We start from the raw sequence: 18,651 nt of genomic DNA on the forward strand, positions 1-18,651 counted from the left end.
CGCCTCGAAAGCCGGTCCTCAGCCGGACGTTGCGGACGTGCTGACGCGTCGGTTTCGGCGGGCCAGGAGGCCTGCGCCGCACGCGATGGCCGCGCCGCTCATGATCAATACAGTGGGCAGCGGTGACGGAGGGACCGAGACAGCGGCGCCGGTGTCGGCGGCAATGAAGCGACACTGCAGACCGAGCGGGACCAGCGACCAAGATCCTTGCGCGATGACCGACTCGGGGTTGTGGCCCTCGCCAAGAGGGGGCGTGCCGCTCGAGTCGACCAGGCATGCGTAGTCGGCACCGTTCTTGATAGCTGACCCGGCCGCGGGAGTCAGTCCAGTCGCGCCGGCGACCAACAGGGCGATCCCGACGATGGTGGCCACGATGGTCAGTGGCCTGGTCCTGGCACGTCGCACCATCGCCCAATCATCACATTGGATTCCAGATTCAAGACCGCTTCGGGAGCGCTCGCATGCCGGTCGCTGAACGCGCAGCCGCACAGTGCTCGACTAGCGATCTTCGACGTCGACCAGCCAGCCCGCCAGCACACGCGCCTTCCGCTCAGCAGGTGGTTCGCCGATGCTAGTGCCGGCCGTGGGCAGGGTAGTTCCGGCCGCGTGCAGCCGCACGCCGCCAGCTGGCGAGAGCTTGGCGGTGCCAGGCACAGGCACAACCTCAATCACGTACCGGGACGGGCGCGAGCCAGCGAACACGCCGCCGCCGAGGTCACGGCCGACCAGCGGCCATTCCTCGCCGTCAGCGGGCATGACTGCGTTCGGGGGCGCGCCGTGACCTGGGCGACGCAAGGAGCGACGTTCCGAGACTTCATGAGCGACGGCGTGCACGGCGGTCACGCGACCGCGTACTCGATCGGTGAATTCCGCTTCATGGTGCGATTCGACTGCCTCCACTGTTGCCAGCAGCGCCGGACCGAGAAGTTTAGCGAGCGACGGATCAGAGGTGCGGGTCGCGATGCCGAAGTCGACGTCGTCGCCCACCTCGAATGCGTCACCGCAGCACGCCCACTCCCACTCCGTCAGCCACACCCGCGTCATTCAGCCCACGGTAGCGAGTCAGCTTCGCCTTCGGTTCGATCGCCGGTTATCTATCCGTCGAAACCTCGCCGACCATAGGCTGGAAAGGTGAGCGATGAACACAACCCACTGATTCCCGCCGGCTATGACATCGCGTGGTCAGTCATCAGCGCTTTAGTGATCGCGCTCACGATGCTCGCGCTCGTCAGTCTCGCTCGAGCAGCGAAGCGTCTCCCCCCGGCGCAGGGCCTGCTGTGGGCAGCGCTCGTGCTCTTGGTTCCAGTGCTCGGCCCGCTCGCCTGGCTTGCTGTTGGGCGCCGAACGGTCGCGGTCAGTCAAGACGGTTAGTTGGGCGGGTATCCGCAGCCGATAGGCGGTCGCGCGGCGGGCCATGCGCGGAAGCGCCCGTCGAAGTTCGCGGTCCGCGACGCGCGATCACCGGTCGCCGCGCGGGCACAACAGTCGTGCGCATAGCCGAGGTGTCAGCTAGACCTCCCTCGCCCAAATCCAGGACCTCGTACCGAAGCGCCATTCGAAGCCGTCGACCTCAATCGCCAGTTCAGACGTACTACCCCGGCCGAACAGTCGACGCTGCTGTCGCATGCGACCTTCCCCTTGGAGATAGGCACGCAAGGCGCGGCAGAGCTTCGTCAATTCCTCCTCCTGATAGACGACATCACCGTCTTCGTCGACGTGAGCCGCTCCACAGCCCAGTTCAGGAATGAAAGCGTCCATCCAGACGCGACCAACTCTGATTCTTGCTGCGCGATCCGAACGGGTACGGCCGACCACCTCGACACCATGTATCCACATGGGATCGTCGAGAGTGACGTCCTTAACGACGAACTCCCCGTTGAACACATCGGTAATGAAGCGATCCAGCATGGCTTTGACGTCGGCGGTCACTTCAAGAGTCTCCCAGGACCGAAGTAGTAGATTTCAGCACCAGCTGAACGCAGCGAAGCTCAGAGAAGCCCTCCTAGCGCGGTGGAGGGTCGCTACGCGAGCACCTCGGCGTCTGCGATCGTTCGTGGCGTGAGGAGCGCCGATGCGCCGAGGATCTCGACACCGAGCAGGCGGCCCTCGCCATCGAAGTCCAAGGCGATCGTGCCTTGTGCGCGTTCGATGACGACGTTCTCGACCGATTGGCCGGCGCCGATTGAGGGCGCAACCGGGATGTACGCGGCGTCAGCGGAAGGGTCGATCGTGAAGCGGCGCTCGGTCATCTCATCGACGGTAGTGAATCTCGCGGCGGCGTGCGTGACGCCGCTGGTCTGCCCGTCCGCAGCCCGGTCGATGGCCGCGCCGCCAAGAGACCTACTTAGCCTCGTCAGGCGGTGTGGTGATCGTCTCCGGCGTCATGGCGCGCGTCCGGCGGATCCTGCCGACGGCCCACGCAGCCGCGACGAAGGTAGTGATCGCCAGCGCAACTGCGACGAGCAGTGTCGGCCCAGTCCTTCCATCGGACAGCACCCCTGCCCCAAGCCAGACCGCGGCGAAGAAGACCGCTGAAGCGAATCCAACGACGATCGCGGGAGCGGTGTAGCGCACGATCGACACTCTGCCTTGGCACGGAAGACCCCGCAAGGCGAAGGGAGGAACGAAGATCGGTCGCTCACTGATCAGCCTTGATCAGCGCGACGCAGGTCGGGAGTAGATCTCGTGAAGCATCCAGGCGGCTCGCTCATCAGGAGTTCCGCCAGGGCCCTCCCGTTGTCGACTTCCCCGGAATCCCGCAGCCGGGGACTGACGTGATCGAACTGCTCGATCACAACGTCGGAGTCGCGGAGTCCGGGAACTCGCACGCGCATCTGCCAGATCACTTCGGCGATGAGGGTCCGCTCGACGTGTGTTGCGGGATTCCGATCAACCAGGAGCGCTACGACGGCGTCGGCGACCTGTGTCGTCTCCGCGAGCACCGACCGAACTCGCTCAGCCTCGTCGCGTTCGTTCACCGACCCAGCTTCGCACGGCTCGGCGCTCGGCAGTGGGTCCGCATACGTGCAAGCAATGTCGGCGGTGCCACCAACGTGCATTCGACGGAATCAGGATCGTCGGACGGGCTGGCTCGATCGTGACATCATGCAGAAATGGGAGACGTCGCGGCGCCAGATGAGGACTATTGGGCGGGAGGACGCCTTGCTCACATCACGAAAGGGCCGTGGACCGGCCGACTGCTGTTCCTCTATCCTGACTCGCGCGAGCCTTGGTGGACATACGTTATCGACCCGAGCCCGCACGCAGACGCACCAGGCGAGTTCTACGCCGACGAGCGCGACCTCCCCGCCCGTCTGACAGTTGAATGGGGTCTCGGCTGGATTCCGCGCAGTCCACAAGAGCACGATCTGGAGAGCAGCCGGTTTGACTGGCGTCCCACCCTGACCGGCACAAGCTGGCTAGCACCCCCGCCGCCGACCTTGTGAGCAACCGGCGCGCGCTCGTGGGTCGACGAGCGTGCAAATGACCGTGGTTCGCAGGACGCGCTCGCCTAGCCAACTCGGACGGGGTTATTTGCCGCTCTCGTTCGTGTCCGTCCGCGTGAACACCCAGAAGTAGCCCGCGGTAAGAATTCCGGCAAGCACAAAACCGGCCACCGCCCAGCCAATCGGTATACCGGCTTCCTTGACCGTGAGGAAAGCGATCAGGGCCTCACCCGCGACGATCAAGATCATGACGACCCAGGCGCCGAAGCTGAGTTTCATGGACTGACGATAGCGCTTCTAGTGTCCGCAGTCGGTCCTCGAGAGGGCGGTGAGCGAGTGTCGGACCCTCTACGTGCATTCGGCGCCCGCGGCGCTCAGCTACCCACGGCGCCGGGCGCGGACGGCAAGCCAGACCGCGACCGCAATCCCCACTGCGACCACAACGGCTACGACCACCATCGCGATAGTGAGCAGCACAGGAATGGACGGCAGCAACGGGTTCGGAGACATCGTCACACTCAGCACAATCGGAAGATTAGGTCCGCCATGCTGAGACGCAACACGAGGTTGCGCCCTACGCTCCCGCTCCTGTAAGTATCGCTGTCCGGAGCGTGGGCGTTGGAAGGGCAGGGAACGTGTAGCGGGCCACCGACGCCCATCATCGCTCAACGCCGACGCCACGGAGTTCGGCTGGCGTTTGAGCCACCGCCGGCGGACCAAATTCGAGCCACCCGTTGCTGTTCCTGTGCGAGCACCCATTGCCGTTGCGCCGCAGTCCCGTGTGCGGTCTCGACGCGGAAGCCCGGTGATGAACAGCACGCCGTCCTTTTCGTGCAGGAAGATCTCGATGCGGCGACGTAGCCCGCTACGGCGACCGGTCGTCGTCAAGTCGATGAGCTGACTTCGGTGCAGGGCCGTGGCGACGTCGTTGTTCACACCTGGTGAAGCAATCTCGCTGCTGTACACATTCCGCACGATCGGGGAGACAGTCCGGGCGCAACGCTGATGGCCAACGTCCCCGGCAGCAAAGCCACGTCTGTCGCCAGCGGGTCGGCGACCGTACGTTCGCAGGCTCAACTGGGTCTGGCGAGCAGGTGGGCGTTGCGCTTCGTGATGAGTCGTCGGAGGTAGGGCACCAGCACGAGCTTTTCGGCGAGTGATCCGAAGACCGGGGAGGCGAGGGTGATGGTGTCGGTCATGCGGGAGCCGGTCGCGAGCTGCTCGAACCTGTGCTCGTGGACGAATGTCCTGAACGGCCCGCGGACCTGGCGGTCGGTGAAGTGCGTTGGTCGGTCGAGGGCGGTGATCTGTGAAGTCATCGTCCACCAGATGCCGAAGTGACGGGCCCGCCAGGTCACAGTCTCGTCGAGCCCGATACGGCCCTTCGTCACGCCGGCCACGGCGCGCTCGCCAGACTGTGCCATCGACGCGACGTGCGCGTCGATATCCAGCGACAGGTCGAACAGCGCCTCAGCGGGCATCGGCGTGTCGGTGACGAGCGCGAACGTCGAGGGCACCCTCCCATTTTGCCCTGGTCCGATTGGCGGTCGGCGCGAGCGCAGTGCGCGCTTGAGGCCCGAGGCGTGCCGGCAGACTGCGTTCGGTTGTGGGTCCCTGAGCGCACGTTTGAGGTCACCCCTGCGCGGACACGACGGGATCGGGGAAGATGGCGGAATGCTTCCAGGTGGGACTGCTCCGTCCGTTGTCTCGAATGACGATCTGACTGCAGCGATTGTCGAACTCGTAGGAAGCGACGGGCTCGTCGAGGTAGAGCGTCCGGTTGCCGAGTTCGACAGAATCCTTCACCTCATCCCGCGCGTAGTCACCGCAGTTGCGCTGGACATGATGCTGGGCCACGAGGAAGAGAACGCAATGCCCGGCGACCACGGGCTTGTAGTCGTTTCGGTCCGGCGCGGCTCGCTGGGTTGGTGGACGTTGGACGATGCTAATCACGACAACGGTCACCTCGCGGCGTGGAAGATCGTCCAGCAGATCGTCGACCACGGAGGCACCGTTGACATGAAACACCCCGACTACCTGCTAGACCGCGACGGATCCGTCGTCTACGGGTTGGAGCGGACCGCGCGCAAGAAGCAGCGCCTCTTCACCTTTCCGTCCTACCGTCGGCCGCGAACCACTTAGGGACGCGAGCGGACGTCGAATGAGAATCACTGCGCAGTCGCTCGCGGTCGGAAAAGATGGCGGAATGCAACCAACTGGGACTGCACCGTCCGTCGTGTGGAGGCTTGAGTGATCGAGGGGGCCGATGTCTTCACCGCCGGTCGGCGGCGTGCCGCGTTTGCCGCGGAGATTGCGGCGCGGGAGCAGGACGGGTGGGCCGTTGTTGAGCGATCGGAGCATCAAGCGACGCTTGCTCATGACGTTCGGCCCCCGTGGTACCACATCGTGCTCGCGCTCATCTTGGCCGTCTTCGGCGGTGCCGGCATTGCGTCAGCGCAGCGATGCCTCCATGTGGAGGCGTTGGCGAGCGGTGGGATTCGGCGCGTCACGAAGGGCGAGATCCCGGGTGGATGGCCGCGCAAGCGAACCTGGGAAGTGCCAGACAGCCAGAGCTGACCAAGAGCGTTGCGCCGGGGGCGCAAGCCAGTCCCTCAGAGAGCAGCTTGGTGACGTCGACCGAGCAGGTACCCGGCGATCGCGCCAATTCCCACGAGACCGACGATTGCGATGGTGGCAGCCGCAACCATGAGCGGTGTCAGCATGATGAGTGAACCAGGGAAGAACGCTGCCCCAGCGAGTGGCTGATACGCGAACCAACCAAACGGTGCCGTCCCAGTCGGGCGTGCGGCGAAGAACATGATGACGCCGCCGACCAAGAGCACGCCGGAGATGATGGCGGCTGTCACAACTCCGACGGACACTCTGCGCATGCGGTCACCATACCGACGTATCCGCTCGCCGACCGCGCTGACTCCGACGGGGTGACGGGACTTGAACCCATTACTCACCCGGCCGCGCATTGGCCGGCCACCGTGCGGATGCGGGTCCTTGAGCGGGCCGTGCCCCTCCCGCGGACGAATCTGTCGACGCCGTACGCCGGTCAACCGCCCTGCGATCAACACGAATCGCGCCTGGGCAGCGGCTGTCGTCAGCCTCGGTCAGTCGTAGCTTGTACCCGAAGAGAACCGACGGACGAACAAGGCGTCGAGCGCCGCATGAAGTGGCTGATCCGCTGGACCGACCCCTGGCTCGTACTCGATGCCATCTTGGACCGCGACGGCGCCGATTCCAAAGAGGTTGTACAGAGTGACTCTGCGCTGGATCTGCTCGTCGCGCGAAAGGCGACCCACCTGCTGCACTGGCATCAGCGCGAGTAGCTTTTCAACCTCCGACGGGTCGGCCCAGTCAGTGATGAAACGTCCCTCTTGCCAGCTCGACATGCGAGCACGATATCGCGTGAGCGCGATTCATTACGCCCGCAGGCCGGTCCTCAACCGCACCGTGGCGCGCGCGTTGGACCACGCTACTCACTTCTCGCTGAAGAGGATCGATGCCCAACGAGCTAAATCTGAGACAGGGACGCCGAGCTTCGCCGGTCCACTCACGGACGCTCGTCAGAAGCGAACTTGCTAGGACCGGCTCTTCACGTGTCCCACAGTCCGATGCGATTTGCGAAGTCCTCGGCGATGCGGGAGACGACGCCGTCGTCGGCCACCGCGTCTCGTAGATCGTTGGCTGACGCGGCAGCGCCGTCGGACCACGCCAGCAGCTGATCGAGTCCTCCCGCGAGATCGGGGCGATGTCTGCGCCAGCGAGCCGCCGCTGTCGCCCGGTCCGTCGACCAGGTGCCCTCGGCCACACTGACGAGTCCAGCGGTCGCCAGCAGCGTCTTGCGGCCGACCCGCCTACCGAGGGCCGCGGCATCCGTGGTGCCTGCTTGCCGCCACCGGTCCAGCGCGTGTCCGATGTCGCCATTGAACCCGCGTGCCGCGCGCGCGTCCCCAGGGAATCGGTCGTCGCCAACGGGCGAGTGGCCCAGGAGCGGAACGCAGTAGTGACGTAGGAACACCTGATTGCCGTATGCCTCGTCGCTGGGCCCCTCGTGGTCGTGTCGCCCGGCCACAGCAATTGCGACCTCGCGGCAGAGCGACCGGTGCGCGTGGGAGAGTTCCCGCGCGAGCGCCGCGGCGTGCTCTTTCTCGACACCGATCGCGACGAGATCGACGTCCGACCGACCTGGCTCCGCCATTCCGGTGGCCACTGAGCCGTACAGCAGCAGCGCGGCGTCCGTGTCGATCGCCTCGCGCAGCCGGAGGTCGTCGAACGCGGACGTGGCGTCGACGACGACCTGCTCGAAGGCCGGCGGGACCCGATCGCGGGACGCCCCCGTGCGGATACAGCCGTCGGCGGTCAGCCCTTCGTGAGGGTCACGCATGAGCTGAGGGTAGCTGGGCGGTCAGCCCTGCTCGATCTCCCCGTCGGCATCGAACGGTGAGCGGTCCTCGACCGAGCCCTTCGTGGAGTTGCGGCGGCGCGGCTAGTTTTGGTCGTGCATGGACGAAGACATGTGGGCCGTGACCGGCCGCAGCCGCTTCGGGGAATGCGTCACTGAGCCACTGCCCGGATAGGGCGCCCGCGGTCGTGTACGCCCAGCGACCCCCAATCGCGCGGGGATGTCCGACCTTAGTGAGAAAACGGGTAACGCGGTTTCCCAGCATCTTTCGAGAATGGTGCTGAGGTCGACGGTGCAGCTGCTCCCCTGAAACGACTGCGGACCTGGGATTCCTAGATTGAGCACGTGCGTTCGGTGCGGCACGATCGAATCGAACCGCGATAGTCGGGTGCGCTCCTTCGCGCTCGACGAGGCTGAGTGTCGAAGGAGGAACCGTGATCGCGACTCTCAACCGCGTCATCGAGCTCGTCGAGGCCGACCTGTCGGCTGACGTCGACCTCGCCCGCATCGCCGGAAGCCTCGGCACCACCGAATATCACGTGCGCCGCATGTTCTCGTCGCTCGCGGGCATGCCGCTGTCGGAGTACATCCGGCGTCGGCGCATGACCGTCGCGGTCGCCGACCTGCTCGGTGATGGCGAGATGCTCGAGATCGCGGTCCGCTACGGCTACGGCTCCACGGAGGCGTTCGGTCGTGCGTTCCGTACGGTGCACGGTGTCGGTCCCGCCGACGTGCGCCGCGACGGCGGTCCCCTTCGCTCACAACCGCAGCTCAGGTTCCGCCTGACAGTAGAAGGGAACACACCCATGGACACCCGCATCGCCGATCGGCCGGCATTCCTGCTCGTCGGCCACGCCGCACGCGTGCCCCTCATTCACGAAGGCGTCAATCCTCATATCCAGGCGCACATCTCCGCGCTTCCTGTCTCCGAGCACTCCCGACTGAAGAGCCTGAGCAGCACTGAGCCCGCGGGCCTGCTCCAGGTGAGTGCAGACGTCGACCCCGACTACACAGAGGGCAGCGAGCTGACTTACCTCCACGGCGTCGCGGTCGGTGAGGGCGCGTCCGTGCCCGATGATCTCGACGTGATCGTGGTTCCGGCGGGTGCATGGGCCGTCTTTCGCACGGAAGGCCCCTACCCCACCGCGCTGCAGGAGACGTGGGCGGCAACGGCGAGCGATTGGTTCCCGTCGAACCCCTGGCGTCTCCGGCCGGGTCCGTCGATCGTCGCGGTGCTCGACAGGGCCCCGGACTTCAGCACGGCGACATGCGAGCTGTGGCTCCCGGTCGAGCGCGAGTAACGGCCGAACTGCTCTCCCGCCGGCGTCAGAGGGAGGACGCGAGGATCGACTCGACGACCTCCTGCACCGCGTCGTGATCCGGGAGGGCGCCCGACTCCCCTGCTGACAGCAGATACGCGCTCCCTGCGAGCGCCAGTGCAAGAACGGAGACGTCGGCGTCCTCCCGGATCCAGCCCACCTCGCGCCCCGCCGCCAGGACGTCCGCGACGGCAGCCGTCGCGTCGCCCAGCAGCGGAATGCCGGGCGAACCATCGCCGACGAGCCGCCGCACTCCGTCGCGGCCGATGACCAGGCTCGTGAGCCCGAGCATCGTCGGTGTGAAGGTCTGCTCGATCACATCCGTGGTCGCCGCCGCGGCGGAGTCCCCCACCCGCGGCTCGATCGCCTGGATGCGGATGGCCTCGTCCACGACCAGTGCCGCGACGTAGGCGTCGAAGTCCTGGAAATGGCGATGCAGAACGCCTTTCGCGACTCCGGACGCCTCGGTCACCGATCTACTCGTCAGGGCGTTGGCTCCCTGCGACGCGAGGATGCTGCGCCCCGCCTCCAGCAGGAGGCCGCGGGCATCATCGAGTGCGTGACCGGTAGGCATCGATCCTCCAAATGGGCGGGCGCCCACTAGAGTGGGCGCCCGGTCACTCTATCCTCTGTCACCGCCGTCTGGCAGACTTCCGGGATGTCGCACACCGGCGCGCTCGCCCGCCTCTGGCCCGCCTCGGCGGTATCGGTGCGCGCGGGCGACATCGAACTCCGCTGGATCGACGACGATCTGCTCGTGCAGCTCGCGGAACTCGCGGGACGCGGCATCCATGATCCCGAGATGATGCCGTTCGAGCACCCCTGGTCCCGGGGCACGGCCGACGACGTCGCACGGAGCGTCCTTGCGTACCAATGGGGAATCCGCAACCGCATCTCCCCCGATGCGTTCATCCTCGAGCTCGCCGTGATGCACGACGGCATCCCGGCCGGTGTCCAGGGGCTCACGGCGAGCGAGTGGCCGGTGCTGCGCCGCGTCACCACCGGATCGTGGCTCGGCCGCGCTCACCAAGGGCGCGGCATCGGCACACGCATGCGGATGCTCGCGTTGCACCTCGCATTCGATGGTCTCGGCGCGCGGGAGGCGACATCGGGCGCCTTCGTCGACAACGGCCCGTCGAACGCCGTGTCACGCCGCGTGGGCTATGAGCCCGACGGCGCGTTCCAGGTCGCCCGCGAGGGTGTCGCGGTCCTGCACAACCGCTTCACGATGTCGCGCGAGGGCTGGGAGTCGCTGCGGGGCGATCACGTCACCGCGCTCGGCTCGCCGATCGAGATGCGCGGGGTCGAGGCGTTCCGCGCGGCGATCGATTCGGCGCCCACCGCGGACTGAGCGCGCAGGACTCCGGCCGCGGACGCCGCAGCGTCCGCGGCCGGAAGGTCGTTCAGAGTCCGGCGGCGTCGTCGGTCGAGCTCGTGCTCCGGCGCGTGACCTGCTCGTTGACGTTCGGGTCGACGGCGGTCCGGGTGACGGACTCCGACCGGCGGCGGCGCGCCAGCAGAACGATGCCGACCAGGAAGATGACGGCTCCGGCACCCATGAGGATGTAGCCGATCATGTCGAGATTCACCCACTCGACCTCCACGTTCACCGCGAACGCGAGGATCGCTCCGATGGCGAAGAGGGCGATGCCTGCTCCGATACTCATGCGAGGTGTCCTTTCCGGGGCGCGGCGATCAGCCTCCCCTGTCTCGGGACGAGTGGTCCCGTACGTACGCTCCCGCATCCGTCGGCGTGCGCGGGAGGGGGTTGACAGGTGACGGATGCTGCCGCAAGGCGCCGATTCACGGTCATGCCGGTCTGCGACCCGGTGAGTCGGCGGCCGCTGGCCGAGGCATCCGTCACGGTGACTACTGTGGAATGGTGCACAGTCTGTCCCGTCCTCGCGCGACGGGGCCGGGAGCATATGCCTGGGTGATCTGGACTGTCGGCGTCGCCGGGTACGTCCTCGCGATCACGAACCGCTCTTCTTTGAGCGCCGTGGGCGTCGATGCGGCGGCGCGTTTCGACGCCGACGCCGCCACCCTGTCGCTCTTCGCAGTGGTGCAGCTCGCGGTGTACGGCGGCATGCAGATCCCGATCGGCGTGCTGCTCGACCGATACGGTGCGCGGCCGATCATGACTGTCGGGATGCTGCTGATGGCGGTGGGACAGCTCACCATGGCGGTCTCCCCCAGCGTCGGCGTCGCGATCCTCGCCCGCATGCTGCTCGGCGCCGGCGACGCGGCGATCTTCCCGGGCGTGCTGCGCCTCATCGCGACCTGGTTCCCCGCGCAGCGCGGCCCGATCATGGTGCAGCTCACCGGCATCGTGGGCCAGGCCGGCCAGCTGGTCGCGCTGATCCCGCTCGCGGCGCTGCTGCACGCCACGTCGTGGACGATCACGTTCGGCAGCATCGCCGGACTCGGCGTGCTGTTCGCGATCCTCGTGTTCCTCCTGATCCGCAACCACCCGGCAGACCGTGACGAGGACGTCTCGGTCGACACCGACACCGGCGCGATCCGCGTCGTGACCTCGTCGGTCGACACCGGGGTCGGCATCCGCGCGGCGTGGGCGCATCCCGGGACGCGCCTCGCGTTCTGGTCGCACTTCACGACGCCATTCGCGGGAACCGCATTCGTGCTGCTGTGGGGCATGCCCTTCCTCACCGCCGGAGAAGGCCTCAGCACGGCAGGAGCCGCGTCGATCATGTCGCTGTATGTCGTGGTGGGCATGGCGCTCGGGCCGATCATCGGGGAACTCTCGCGGCGCATCCCGCACCTGCGATCACGGGCGCTCGTGCTGCCGACCGTCGCCGTGCAGGCGGTCGCCTGGTTGGCCGTCATCGCGTACCCCGGCCCCGCGCCGCTGTGGCTGCTCATCGCGCTCGCCGTCGCCCTCGCGACCGGAGGACCCGCGTCGATGATCGCCTTCGACCACGCCCGGACGCACAACCCCTCGCACCGCCTCAGCACCGCGACGGGGGTGACGAACGCCGGCGGGTTCCTCGCGGCGCTGGTCGCGATCCTCCTCATCGGCCTGGCGCTCGACCTGCAGGGCGCCGGCACGCCCGCGACGTACAACCTCGACGCGTTCCGCCTGGCGTTCCTCATGCAGGTGCCGCTGTGGGCGCTCGGCAGCGTGTTCATCGTCATCGAGCGCAAGCGCACGCGCATCCGCCTGGGGATGGACCCGCCCAGGACGCCGCGTCGCCCGCGCCGCTGAGCGCCGGCATCGCACGACTCGAGCCCGCGCGTCGGGCGGGGCGGCAGCATCCGCTCGATACTGTGTCCCTATCCGGGCCGGACGAGCTGCCCGGATCGAAAGGATGCCCGTGTCCGATCCCCTCGTCATCGCCCCGGAGGTGCGCGAAGCCGTCGCCGCGGGCGATCCCGTGCTCGCGCTGGAGTCGACGATCTTCACGCACGGCCTGCCGCGACCGCGCAATGTCGCGGTGGCGCTCGAAGCGGAGGCCCGCGTCCGCGCGCTGGGCGTCGTGCCCGCGACGATCGGCATCGTGGACGGCCGACCCACGGTGGGTCTGTCGCCCGACGAGATCGAGCGACTCTCGACGACGGACGGTGTCGTGAAGGCGAGCGTGCGTGATGTGCCCGTCGCGGTGGTGAAAGGACTCAGCGCGGGCACCACCGTCGCGGCCACGGCGCACCTCGCGGCGCGGGCGGGCGTGCGGGTCTTCTCGACCGGAGGACTCGGCGGTGTGCATCGGGGGGCCGCGCAGACCTTCGACGAATCCGCCGATCTGCCGACCCTCGCCGGCCTCCCGCTCGTCGTGGTGAGCGCGGGCGTCAAGTCGATCCTCGACATCGCGCTGACCCTCGAGCGCCTCGAGACCTTGAACCTCACCGTGGTCGGCTACCGCACCACCGACTACCCCGGGTTCTACGTCGGCGACTCCGGCCACGACGTCGAGTACTCGGTGGATTCCCCGGCCGAGATCGCCGCGATCGCCCGCGCGCGCGACGCCCTGGGCATCTCGTCGACGCTGCTCGTCGCGAATCCCGTGGCCGCGGATCGCCAGCTCGACCCGGCACTGCACGACGACGTGCTCGCGCGGGCGCTCGCCGCGGCCGACGCCGCAGGGGTCTCGGGGCACGACACGACGCCGTTCCTGCTCGACTTCTTCCAGCGGGAGACGGGCGGACGCAGCCTCGACGTGAACGTCGCCGTGTACCGCGGCAACGTCGACCTCGGCGCGCGCATCGCGCAGGCACTCGCCGGCGACGTCTGATGCTCGTCGTGATCGGCGACCTCGTCGCCGACCTCATCGTCCTCGGCGGCGCGGCGCTCGAGCGCGGCACCGACAATCCCGCCGAGGTGCGTCTCACGCGGGGCGGAAGCGCCGCGAACGTGGCGGTGGCGGCGGTGGCGCAGCATCCGTCCCGCTTCATCGGCCGTGTCGGCGACGACACCCTCGCCCGCGCGCTCGTCGGAGAGCTCGAGGCCGCCGGCGTCGACGCCAAGGTGCAGCGGCACGGCCGCACCGGCTCGATCGTGGTGCTCGTCGACGCCGTGGGCGAGCGCACCATGATCACCGATCGCGGCGCGGCAGCCGAGCTCGACGGCATCGATCCGGCGTGGCTCGCCGACGCCGAATGGGTGCATGCGCCCCTGTACGGCTTCGCGTCGGCGCGCTCCGCGCAGGCGGTGACGGATGCTGCGACCCGGGCCGCTGCGCAGGGTGTGACAGCGATCAGGCGTTCTGGAGACGCTCCAGCACACGCTCGATGTCGTCGATGAACGAGTTGTAACCGGCGATGGTCGCGGCGACCTGCTCGTCGGAGAAGTCGCTGCGGTCCTGGCGGATCGTGAGCACGGTGCCGTCGCCGGCCTCTTCCAGGTCGAACAGCACGGGAAGCCCCGCGTCGTCGCCGGGCTGGTCGGTCAGCGTCATCGCGAGGTGCGACGGCGGCTCGACCACCTTGTACTCCCCCGCCCAGTCGATGCGGTTGCCGTCGGGCAGCAGCATGACGGCGCGGAAGGCGCCCCCCGGCCGGACGTCCATCGTGAGGCTGTCCTGCGGCACCTCGACGGCCGCGGTGCCGAACCACACGGCGAAGTGCTCGGGCTTCGTCAGGGTCTCGAACACGAGCTCGCGGGGAGCCTGCAGGGTGCGCGTGACGGTGAAGTACTCAGTCATGGTCGTTCTCCTTCTCGGTGGGTGCGGCGGGGCCGCCGGTCGGTGCGGTGCGGGGCGCCCCGAGCTGCTGCAGGGCGTTGAGATAGTGATCAAGGGCGCCGAGGCTGTCTTCCCAGAACTGCGCGTAGCCGCCGATCCAGTCGGATGCCGCAGCCAGGGGCCGCGCGTCGAGCCGGGCCGGGCGGTACTGGGCGTTGCGGCCCCGGGTGACGAGCCCCGCTCCTTCGAGCACGCGCAGGTGCTTCGACACGGCGGCGAACGTCATGTCGAACGGCTCGGCGAGCTCCCCCACCGTCGCCTCGCCTTCGCTCAGCCGCGCGAGCATCGCGCGACGCGTCGGGTCGGCGAGTGCCGCGAATGTGCGGCTCAGTGCATCGGTCATCTCGCCTCCTTTATTCAACTGATCGGTACAGTACTACTTGGTTGAATATCGAGTCAAGCGTTTGTCGGAGATGCGCGCTACCGTGACCGCATGCCCCGCGTCGTCTTCTACACCGCCACCACGCTCAACGGCTTCCTCGCCGACGACCACGACTCGCTGGAGTGGCTCTTCGCCGCTCCGGGCGGCGAGGGCGGCGACGAGGACTTCCAGCGCTTCCTCTCCGGCATCGGCGTGCTCGTGCAGGGCTCGTCGACGTACCGGTGGGTGCTCGAGCACGAAGATCTGGTCGCCCACCCCGAGAAGTGGCCGTCGTACTACGGCGACCGCCCCACGTGGGTGTTCACGAGCAAGGAGCAGCCCGTGGTGCCCGGCGTCGACATCCGCTTCGCCTCTGGTGACGTGCGCCAGGTGTGGCCGCAGATCCGCGACGCGGCGGGCGACCGCGACGTGTGGATCGTCGGCGGTGGCGACCTCGCGGGTCAATTCGCCGATGCGGGACTGCTGGACGAGATCCGCGTGTCGATCGCTCCCGCGACGCTGCCGTCGGGCAAGCCGCTCCTCCCGCGCAGCCTGGGAGCCGATCGGCTCGAGCTGACGGCCGTACGACAGGCTGGCGCGTTCGCCGAGCTGACCTATGCGGTCATCGGCGGCGCCGCGTGAGAGGCTGTCAGCGGGTCGGGGCGATCTCGCTCCACTGACCGAACTTCGGCTCTCGTCCGTCGCCCGATGACGTGCCGGTGAGGCGGCGCCTCACCCACGGCCCGACGTGCTCGCGATAGTAGGCTGCGCCGCGCGGTCCCATCGGCGGAAGCGGCGGCTGCGACCACCACTCCGGCACCGGCTCGACGCCGAGCGCGCTGAGCACGCGGGCAGCGACACGGTGGTGTCCGCGGGAGTTCATGTGCAGGCGGTCCTCCGACCAGTACGGCGGCGTCGCCAGCTCCTCGTCGAACCAGTTGTACGCCTGCACGACGTCGGTGCGGGCAGCCAGACGCGCCTCGACGGCGTACGACAGAAGGTCGCCGCGGCGCTGGATCACGCGCTTCAGCGGCAGCTGCGCCGTCGGATTCGCCCCCGAGAGCACGATGAGCTGGACGCCCTCCTCGTCGCAGCGGCGCAGCACCGTCTCGAACGCCGCGAGCACGTGTGCGACGCTCGTGCGCGGGCGCAGCATGTCATTGCCGCCGCCGTTGAAAGACAAGTGGGTCGGCTTCAGAGCGAGCGCCGGCTCGAGCTGCTGCTCGACGATCGGCCACACGAGCTTTCCGCGGATCGCGAGATTCGCGTACTCGACGCCCTCACCGGTGGCGTTCGCCCACCCGTGAGCGACGAGGTCGGCCCAGCCGCGCACATGGCCGTCGGGGAGTTCGTCGCCCACGCCCTCGGTGAAGGAGTCGCCGATCGCGACGTATCGAACGGATGCCACGGGCTCAAGCCTACGACCGGTGGGGCGCGCGTCCCGCCACCGCTCAGCGGTCGTCGAGGGCGACACCCCGGCGATCGACGAGTCCCCACGCCGCGGCCGCCGCGACCGCGAAGAACGCCGCGAACACGACGAACAGCACGGGCGCACCGCCGGCGACGAGGAGCGGCGGCACGACCAGGGGCGCCACGATCGACGCGATGCGTCCGACACCCGCCGCCCAGCCCGAGCCGGTGGCGCGCAGCGACGTCGGGTACATCTCCGGAGTCACGGCATACAGGGCACCCCAGGCGCCGAGATTGAAGAACGAGAGCGCCATGCCGGCGGCGATGATCGCACCGGGCCCGGATGCGGTGCCGAAGAAGATCGCCGACACTGCAGAGCCGATGAGGAAGACGGAGAGCGTCGCGCGGCGCCCCCACACCTCGATGAGCCAGGCCGCCACCGCGTACCCGGGCAGCTGCGCCAGCGTGATGATCAGGGTGAAGCCGAAGGACCGCACGAGGTCGTACCCCTGGGCGACGAGGATCGAGGGGATCCAGATGAACGCGCCGTAGTACGAGAAGTTGACGCAGAACCACACCAGCCAAAGGCAGGCGGTGCGGACACGGAATTCGGCCGACCACAGCGTGCCGAGCCTCTCACCCAGCGATGTCGCCGCAGCCGGTGGCGCCGACTGCCGCCCGGCGACAGGGGCCGCGGGGACGCGGGCGGCGTCTTCGAACGAGCGCACCACGGACTCCGCCTGGCTGAACCGCCCTCGCCGCTCGAGCCAGCGCGCCGACTCGGGCAGGCCCCAGCGCACGATGAGCGCGTACAGTGCGGGGATCGCACCCAGCGCGAACGCCCAGCGCCAGCCGTCCTCGGAGGCCGGGATCACGAAGTACCCGATGAGCGCCGCGAGGGTCCAGCCGACGGCCCAGAAGGCCTCGAGGATCACGATCAGACGCCCCCGCATACGCGCCGGAGCGAACTCGCTCACGTAGGTGCTCGCGACCGGCAGTTCCGCGCCCAGCCCCAGGCCCACGAGGAACCTCAGCACGAGAAGTGCCGCGAGCCCGCCGACGAGCGCGCTCGCACCGGTCGCGAGCCCGTACACGAGGAGCGTGAGCGCGAACACCTGACGACGCCCGAAGCGGTCGGCGAGGAGGCCGCCGACGCTGGCGCCGATCGCCATGCCGACGAAGCCGACCGAGGCGATCCAGCTCGCCTCGGTCGGGGTGAGACTCCACTGCGCCGCCAGCGCCGCGATGATGAAGGAGATGAGCCCGACGTCCATCGCGTCCAGCGCCCACCCGATCCCCGAGCCGGTGAGCACCCGCAGGTGCTTGCGGGTGAAGGGCAGGCTGTCGAGACGCTCCGAGAGCGTCGACGACGCGCGGGTGGCGGCATCCGTCATAGCGTCATGCTACGGATGCTGCAGCCCTCGCGGGTCTCACGACAGCATGTCGCGCACGCGCGGGACCACTTCGGTGCCGAACAGCTCGATGGAGCGCATCATCTTCTCGTGCGAAAGCGTGCCGGTCGAGAACTTCATGTCGAAGCGGGAGGCACCGAGCGCCTGCACGGTGGCGGCGATCTTGCGGGCGACCGTCTCGGGTGAGCCGACATACAACGCGCCCTCGGGGCCGACATCGTGCTGGAAGCGGAGCCGGTTGTAGGTCGGCCAGCCGCGCTCGCGGCCGATCGAGTTGTTCATCGCTTCGAAACCCTGGTACGCCTCATCCCAGGCCTGCTGATCGGTTTCGGCGACATGGCCCGGCGAGTGCACCCCCACCGGCAGCTGCGGCTGCTCGAACGTGTCGAGCGACTGGCGGTACAGCTCGGCGAAGGGCGCGAAGCGCCCAGCAGGGCCCCCGATAATCGCGAGCATGAGCCCGTACCCGTACCGCGCCGCGCGCACCGCCGACTCCGGCGTGCCGCCCACGCCGACCCAGGCCCGCAGTCCGTTCTCGGTCTTGGGGAAGACGTCGGCCTCGTCGAGGGACGCCCGGAGCGTCCCGCTCCAGGTGACGGGCTTCTCCGTCAGCAACTGAGAGAAGAGGTCGAGCTTCTCGTCGAACAGCGCTTCGTAGTCGCGCAGGTCGTAGCCGAACAGCGGGAACGACTCGATGAAGGATCCACGGCCGAGGATGACCTCGGCGCGCCCGTTCGAGACGGCATCCAGGGTCGAGAACCGCTCGAAGACACGCACCGGATCGTCACTCGAGAGCACCGTGACGGCGGTTCCGAGGTGGATGCGCTCCGTGCGCGCGGCGGCGGCCGCGAGCACGATCTCGGGGCTCGACACCGCGAACTCGCGGCGGTGGTGCTCCCCCACCCCGAAGAACGACAGGCCGACGCGGTCGGCCAGAACTGCCTGCTCGACGACGTTGCGGATCGTCTGGGCGCCGCTGATCAGCTCTCCGGAGGCGTCGCGGGTCACGTCGCCGAAGGTGTCGAGTCCGAGTTCGATCGTGGCAGGGTCGCCAGATGTCATGTGCTTCTCCTTCTATGCATCTGCATGAACCG

General features: G+C 68.1%; 26 protein-coding genes. 7 read left to right on the plus strand and 19 right to left on the minus strand.

Translation table 11 applies throughout. From position 1 onward, the window contains the following. Nucleotides 1–18: 18 nt before the first annotated feature. Nucleotides 19–372, minus strand: a complete 354-nt coding sequence (locus tag ACVN90_RS08455) for a hypothetical protein (protein WP_475101689.1) — start codon at nucleotides 370–372, stop codon at nucleotides 19–21. Between the two features lie 126 nt (nucleotides 373–498). Then, nucleotides 499–1,044, minus strand: a complete 546-nt coding sequence (locus tag ACVN90_RS08460) for a DUF6578 domain-containing protein (protein WP_475101690.1) — start codon at nucleotides 1,042–1,044, stop codon at nucleotides 499–501. A gap of 87 nt (nucleotides 1,045–1,131) precedes the next feature. Here ACVN90_RS08460 and ACVN90_RS08465 point away from each other — a divergent pair, with 87 nt between their 5' ends. Then, nucleotides 1,132–1,371: a PLDc N-terminal domain-containing protein gene (locus ACVN90_RS08465; RefSeq protein ID WP_475101691.1), complete on the plus strand. Its 240-nt coding sequence runs from the start codon at nucleotides 1,132–1,134 to the stop codon at nucleotides 1,369–1,371. 138 nt (nucleotides 1,372–1,509) lie between these two features. Here the strand turns inward: ACVN90_RS08465 and ACVN90_RS08470 are convergent, their stop codons facing one another. The 10 genes from ACVN90_RS08470 to ACVN90_RS08515 form a co-directional block, all read right to left on the minus strand. Then, complete coding sequence (locus ACVN90_RS08470) at nucleotides 1,510–1,929, minus strand: hypothetical protein (protein WP_475101692.1); 420 nt, start codon at nucleotides 1,927–1,929, stop codon at nucleotides 1,510–1,512. A 92-nt stretch (nucleotides 1,930–2,021) separates the two neighbouring features. Beyond that, nucleotides 2,022–2,249 carry a DUF2283 domain-containing protein gene (locus ACVN90_RS08475; protein ID WP_475101693.1) on the minus strand — a complete coding sequence of 76 codons (228 nt, stop codon included), beginning with the start codon at nucleotides 2,247–2,249 and terminating at the stop codon, nucleotides 2,022–2,024. 91 nt (nucleotides 2,250–2,340) lie between these two features. Further along, a complete protein-coding gene (locus ACVN90_RS08480) occupies nucleotides 2,341–2,574 on the minus strand; it encodes a hypothetical protein (protein ID WP_475101694.1) in 234 nt (77 codons plus the stop codon). A 71-nt stretch (nucleotides 2,575–2,645) separates the two neighbouring features. Beyond that, nucleotides 2,646–2,978, minus strand: a complete 333-nt coding sequence (locus tag ACVN90_RS08485; RefSeq protein ID WP_475101695.1) for a hypothetical protein — start codon at nucleotides 2,976–2,978, stop codon at nucleotides 2,646–2,648. A gap of 552 nt (nucleotides 2,979–3,530) precedes the next feature. Further along, nucleotides 3,531–3,725, minus strand: a complete 195-nt coding sequence (locus ACVN90_RS08490) for a hypothetical protein (protein WP_475101696.1) — start codon at nucleotides 3,723–3,725, stop codon at nucleotides 3,531–3,533. Between the two features lie 794 nt (nucleotides 3,726–4,519). Then, nucleotides 4,520–4,963: an SRPBCC family protein gene (locus ACVN90_RS08495; protein ID WP_475101697.1), complete on the minus strand. Its 444-nt coding sequence runs from the start codon at nucleotides 4,961–4,963 to the stop codon at nucleotides 4,520–4,522. A 115-nt stretch (nucleotides 4,964–5,078) separates the two neighbouring features. Next, nucleotides 5,079–5,450 (minus strand): hypothetical protein, encoded by a 372-nt coding sequence (locus ACVN90_RS08500; protein ID WP_475101698.1) that lies wholly within the window; start codon nucleotides 5,448–5,450, stop codon nucleotides 5,079–5,081. A gap of 608 nt (nucleotides 5,451–6,058) precedes the next feature. Then, nucleotides 6,059–6,337 carry a hypothetical protein gene (locus ACVN90_RS08505; protein WP_475101699.1) on the minus strand — a complete coding sequence of 93 codons (279 nt, stop codon included), beginning with the start codon at nucleotides 6,335–6,337 and terminating at the stop codon, nucleotides 6,059–6,061. Between the two features lie 228 nt (nucleotides 6,338–6,565). After that, nucleotides 6,566–6,847 carry a hypothetical protein gene (locus ACVN90_RS08510; RefSeq protein ID WP_475101700.1) on the minus strand — a complete coding sequence of 94 codons (282 nt, stop codon included), beginning with the start codon at nucleotides 6,845–6,847 and terminating at the stop codon, nucleotides 6,566–6,568. Nucleotides 6,848–7,050: 203 nt separating this feature from the next. Then, a complete protein-coding gene (locus ACVN90_RS08515) occupies nucleotides 7,051–7,842 on the minus strand; it encodes a nucleotidyltransferase domain-containing protein (RefSeq protein ID WP_475101701.1) in 792 nt (263 codons plus the stop codon). A 452-nt stretch (nucleotides 7,843–8,294) separates the two neighbouring features. On the opposite strand from ACVN90_RS08515, the gene ACVN90_RS08520 reads away from it, so the two are divergent. After that, nucleotides 8,295–9,161, plus strand: coding sequence for an AraC family transcriptional regulator (locus ACVN90_RS08520; protein WP_475101702.1), 867 nt, complete (start codon nucleotides 8,295–8,297; stop codon nucleotides 9,159–9,161). 25 nt (nucleotides 9,162–9,186) lie between these two features. Here the strand turns inward: ACVN90_RS08520 and ACVN90_RS08525 are convergent, their stop codons facing one another. After that, a complete protein-coding gene (locus tag ACVN90_RS08525; RefSeq protein WP_475101703.1) occupies nucleotides 9,187–9,753 on the minus strand; it encodes a TetR/AcrR family transcriptional regulator in 567 nt (188 codons plus the stop codon). A gap of 84 nt (nucleotides 9,754–9,837) precedes the next feature. On the opposite strand from ACVN90_RS08525, the gene ACVN90_RS08530 reads away from it, so the two are divergent. Further along, a complete protein-coding gene (locus ACVN90_RS08530) occupies nucleotides 9,838–10,530 on the plus strand; it encodes a GNAT family N-acetyltransferase (protein WP_475101704.1) in 693 nt (230 codons plus the stop codon). Between the two features lie 52 nt (nucleotides 10,531–10,582). Here ACVN90_RS08530 and ACVN90_RS08535 read toward each other — a convergent pair whose 3' ends face one another. Continuing rightward, nucleotides 10,583–10,846, minus strand: coding sequence for a DUF6458 family protein (locus ACVN90_RS08535; protein WP_378901684.1), 264 nt, complete (start codon nucleotides 10,844–10,846; stop codon nucleotides 10,583–10,585). A gap of 212 nt (nucleotides 10,847–11,058) precedes the next feature. Between ACVN90_RS08535 and ACVN90_RS08540 the strand changes: the two genes are divergently transcribed. From ACVN90_RS08540 to ACVN90_RS08550, 3 genes are all read left to right on the plus strand, one after another. Continuing rightward, nucleotides 11,059–12,402 carry an MFS transporter gene (locus tag ACVN90_RS08540; protein WP_475101705.1) on the plus strand — a complete coding sequence of 448 codons (1,344 nt, stop codon included), beginning with the start codon at nucleotides 11,059–11,061 and terminating at the stop codon, nucleotides 12,400–12,402. Nucleotides 12,403–12,505: 103 nt separating this feature from the next. Next, the gene (locus tag ACVN90_RS08545) at nucleotides 12,506–13,426 is read left to right on the plus strand and encodes a pseudouridine-5'-phosphate glycosidase (RefSeq protein ID WP_475101706.1); all 921 of its coding nucleotides are present in this window, start codon (nucleotides 12,506–12,508) and stop codon (nucleotides 13,424–13,426) included. Beyond that, nucleotides 13,426–13,935: a carbohydrate kinase family protein gene (locus tag ACVN90_RS08550; RefSeq protein ID WP_475101707.1), complete on the plus strand. Its 510-nt coding sequence runs from the start codon at nucleotides 13,426–13,428 to the stop codon at nucleotides 13,933–13,935. Before ACVN90_RS08545 ends, ACVN90_RS08550 begins: the two co-directional genes overlap by 1 nt. On the opposite strand, the gene ACVN90_RS08555 is transcribed toward ACVN90_RS08550, so the two are convergent. Continuing rightward, nucleotides 13,889–14,335, minus strand: a complete 447-nt coding sequence (locus tag ACVN90_RS08555) for an SRPBCC family protein (protein ID WP_475101708.1) — start codon at nucleotides 14,333–14,335, stop codon at nucleotides 13,889–13,891. The two genes, ACVN90_RS08550 and ACVN90_RS08555, sit on opposite strands and share 47 nt — an antisense overlap. Beyond that, nucleotides 14,328–14,717, minus strand: a complete 390-nt coding sequence (locus tag ACVN90_RS08560) for an ArsR/SmtB family transcription factor (protein WP_475101709.1) — start codon at nucleotides 14,715–14,717, stop codon at nucleotides 14,328–14,330. Before ACVN90_RS08560 ends, ACVN90_RS08555 begins: the two co-directional genes overlap by 8 nt. 90 nt (nucleotides 14,718–14,807) lie before the next feature. Between ACVN90_RS08560 and ACVN90_RS08565 the strand changes: the two genes are divergently transcribed. Further along, nucleotides 14,808–15,377, plus strand: a complete 570-nt coding sequence (locus ACVN90_RS08565) for a dihydrofolate reductase family protein (RefSeq protein ID WP_475101710.1) — start codon at nucleotides 14,808–14,810, stop codon at nucleotides 15,375–15,377. Nucleotides 15,378–15,384: 7 nt separating this feature from the next. On the opposite strand, the gene ACVN90_RS08570 is transcribed toward ACVN90_RS08565, so the two are convergent. The 3 genes from ACVN90_RS08570 to ACVN90_RS08580 are packed head-to-tail and all read right to left on the minus strand — an operon-like array spanning nucleotide 15,385 to nucleotide 18,619. Next, the gene (locus ACVN90_RS08570) at nucleotides 15,385–16,143 is read right to left on the minus strand and encodes an SGNH/GDSL hydrolase family protein (protein ID WP_475101711.1); all 759 of its coding nucleotides are present in this window, start codon (nucleotides 16,141–16,143) and stop codon (nucleotides 15,385–15,387) included. Nucleotides 16,144–16,186: 43 nt separating this feature from the next. Next, nucleotides 16,187–17,539: an MFS transporter gene (locus tag ACVN90_RS08575; RefSeq protein ID WP_475101712.1), complete on the minus strand. Its 1,353-nt coding sequence runs from the start codon at nucleotides 17,537–17,539 to the stop codon at nucleotides 16,187–16,189. Nucleotides 17,540–17,575: 36 nt separating this feature from the next. Beyond that, the gene (locus ACVN90_RS08580; protein ID WP_475101713.1) at nucleotides 17,576–18,619 is read right to left on the minus strand and encodes an LLM class flavin-dependent oxidoreductase; all 1,044 of its coding nucleotides are present in this window, start codon (nucleotides 18,617–18,619) and stop codon (nucleotides 17,576–17,578) included. Between the last annotated feature and the right edge of the window lie 32 nt (nucleotides 18,620–18,651).

The organism is Microbacterium sp. F01 (assembly GCF_056156365.1).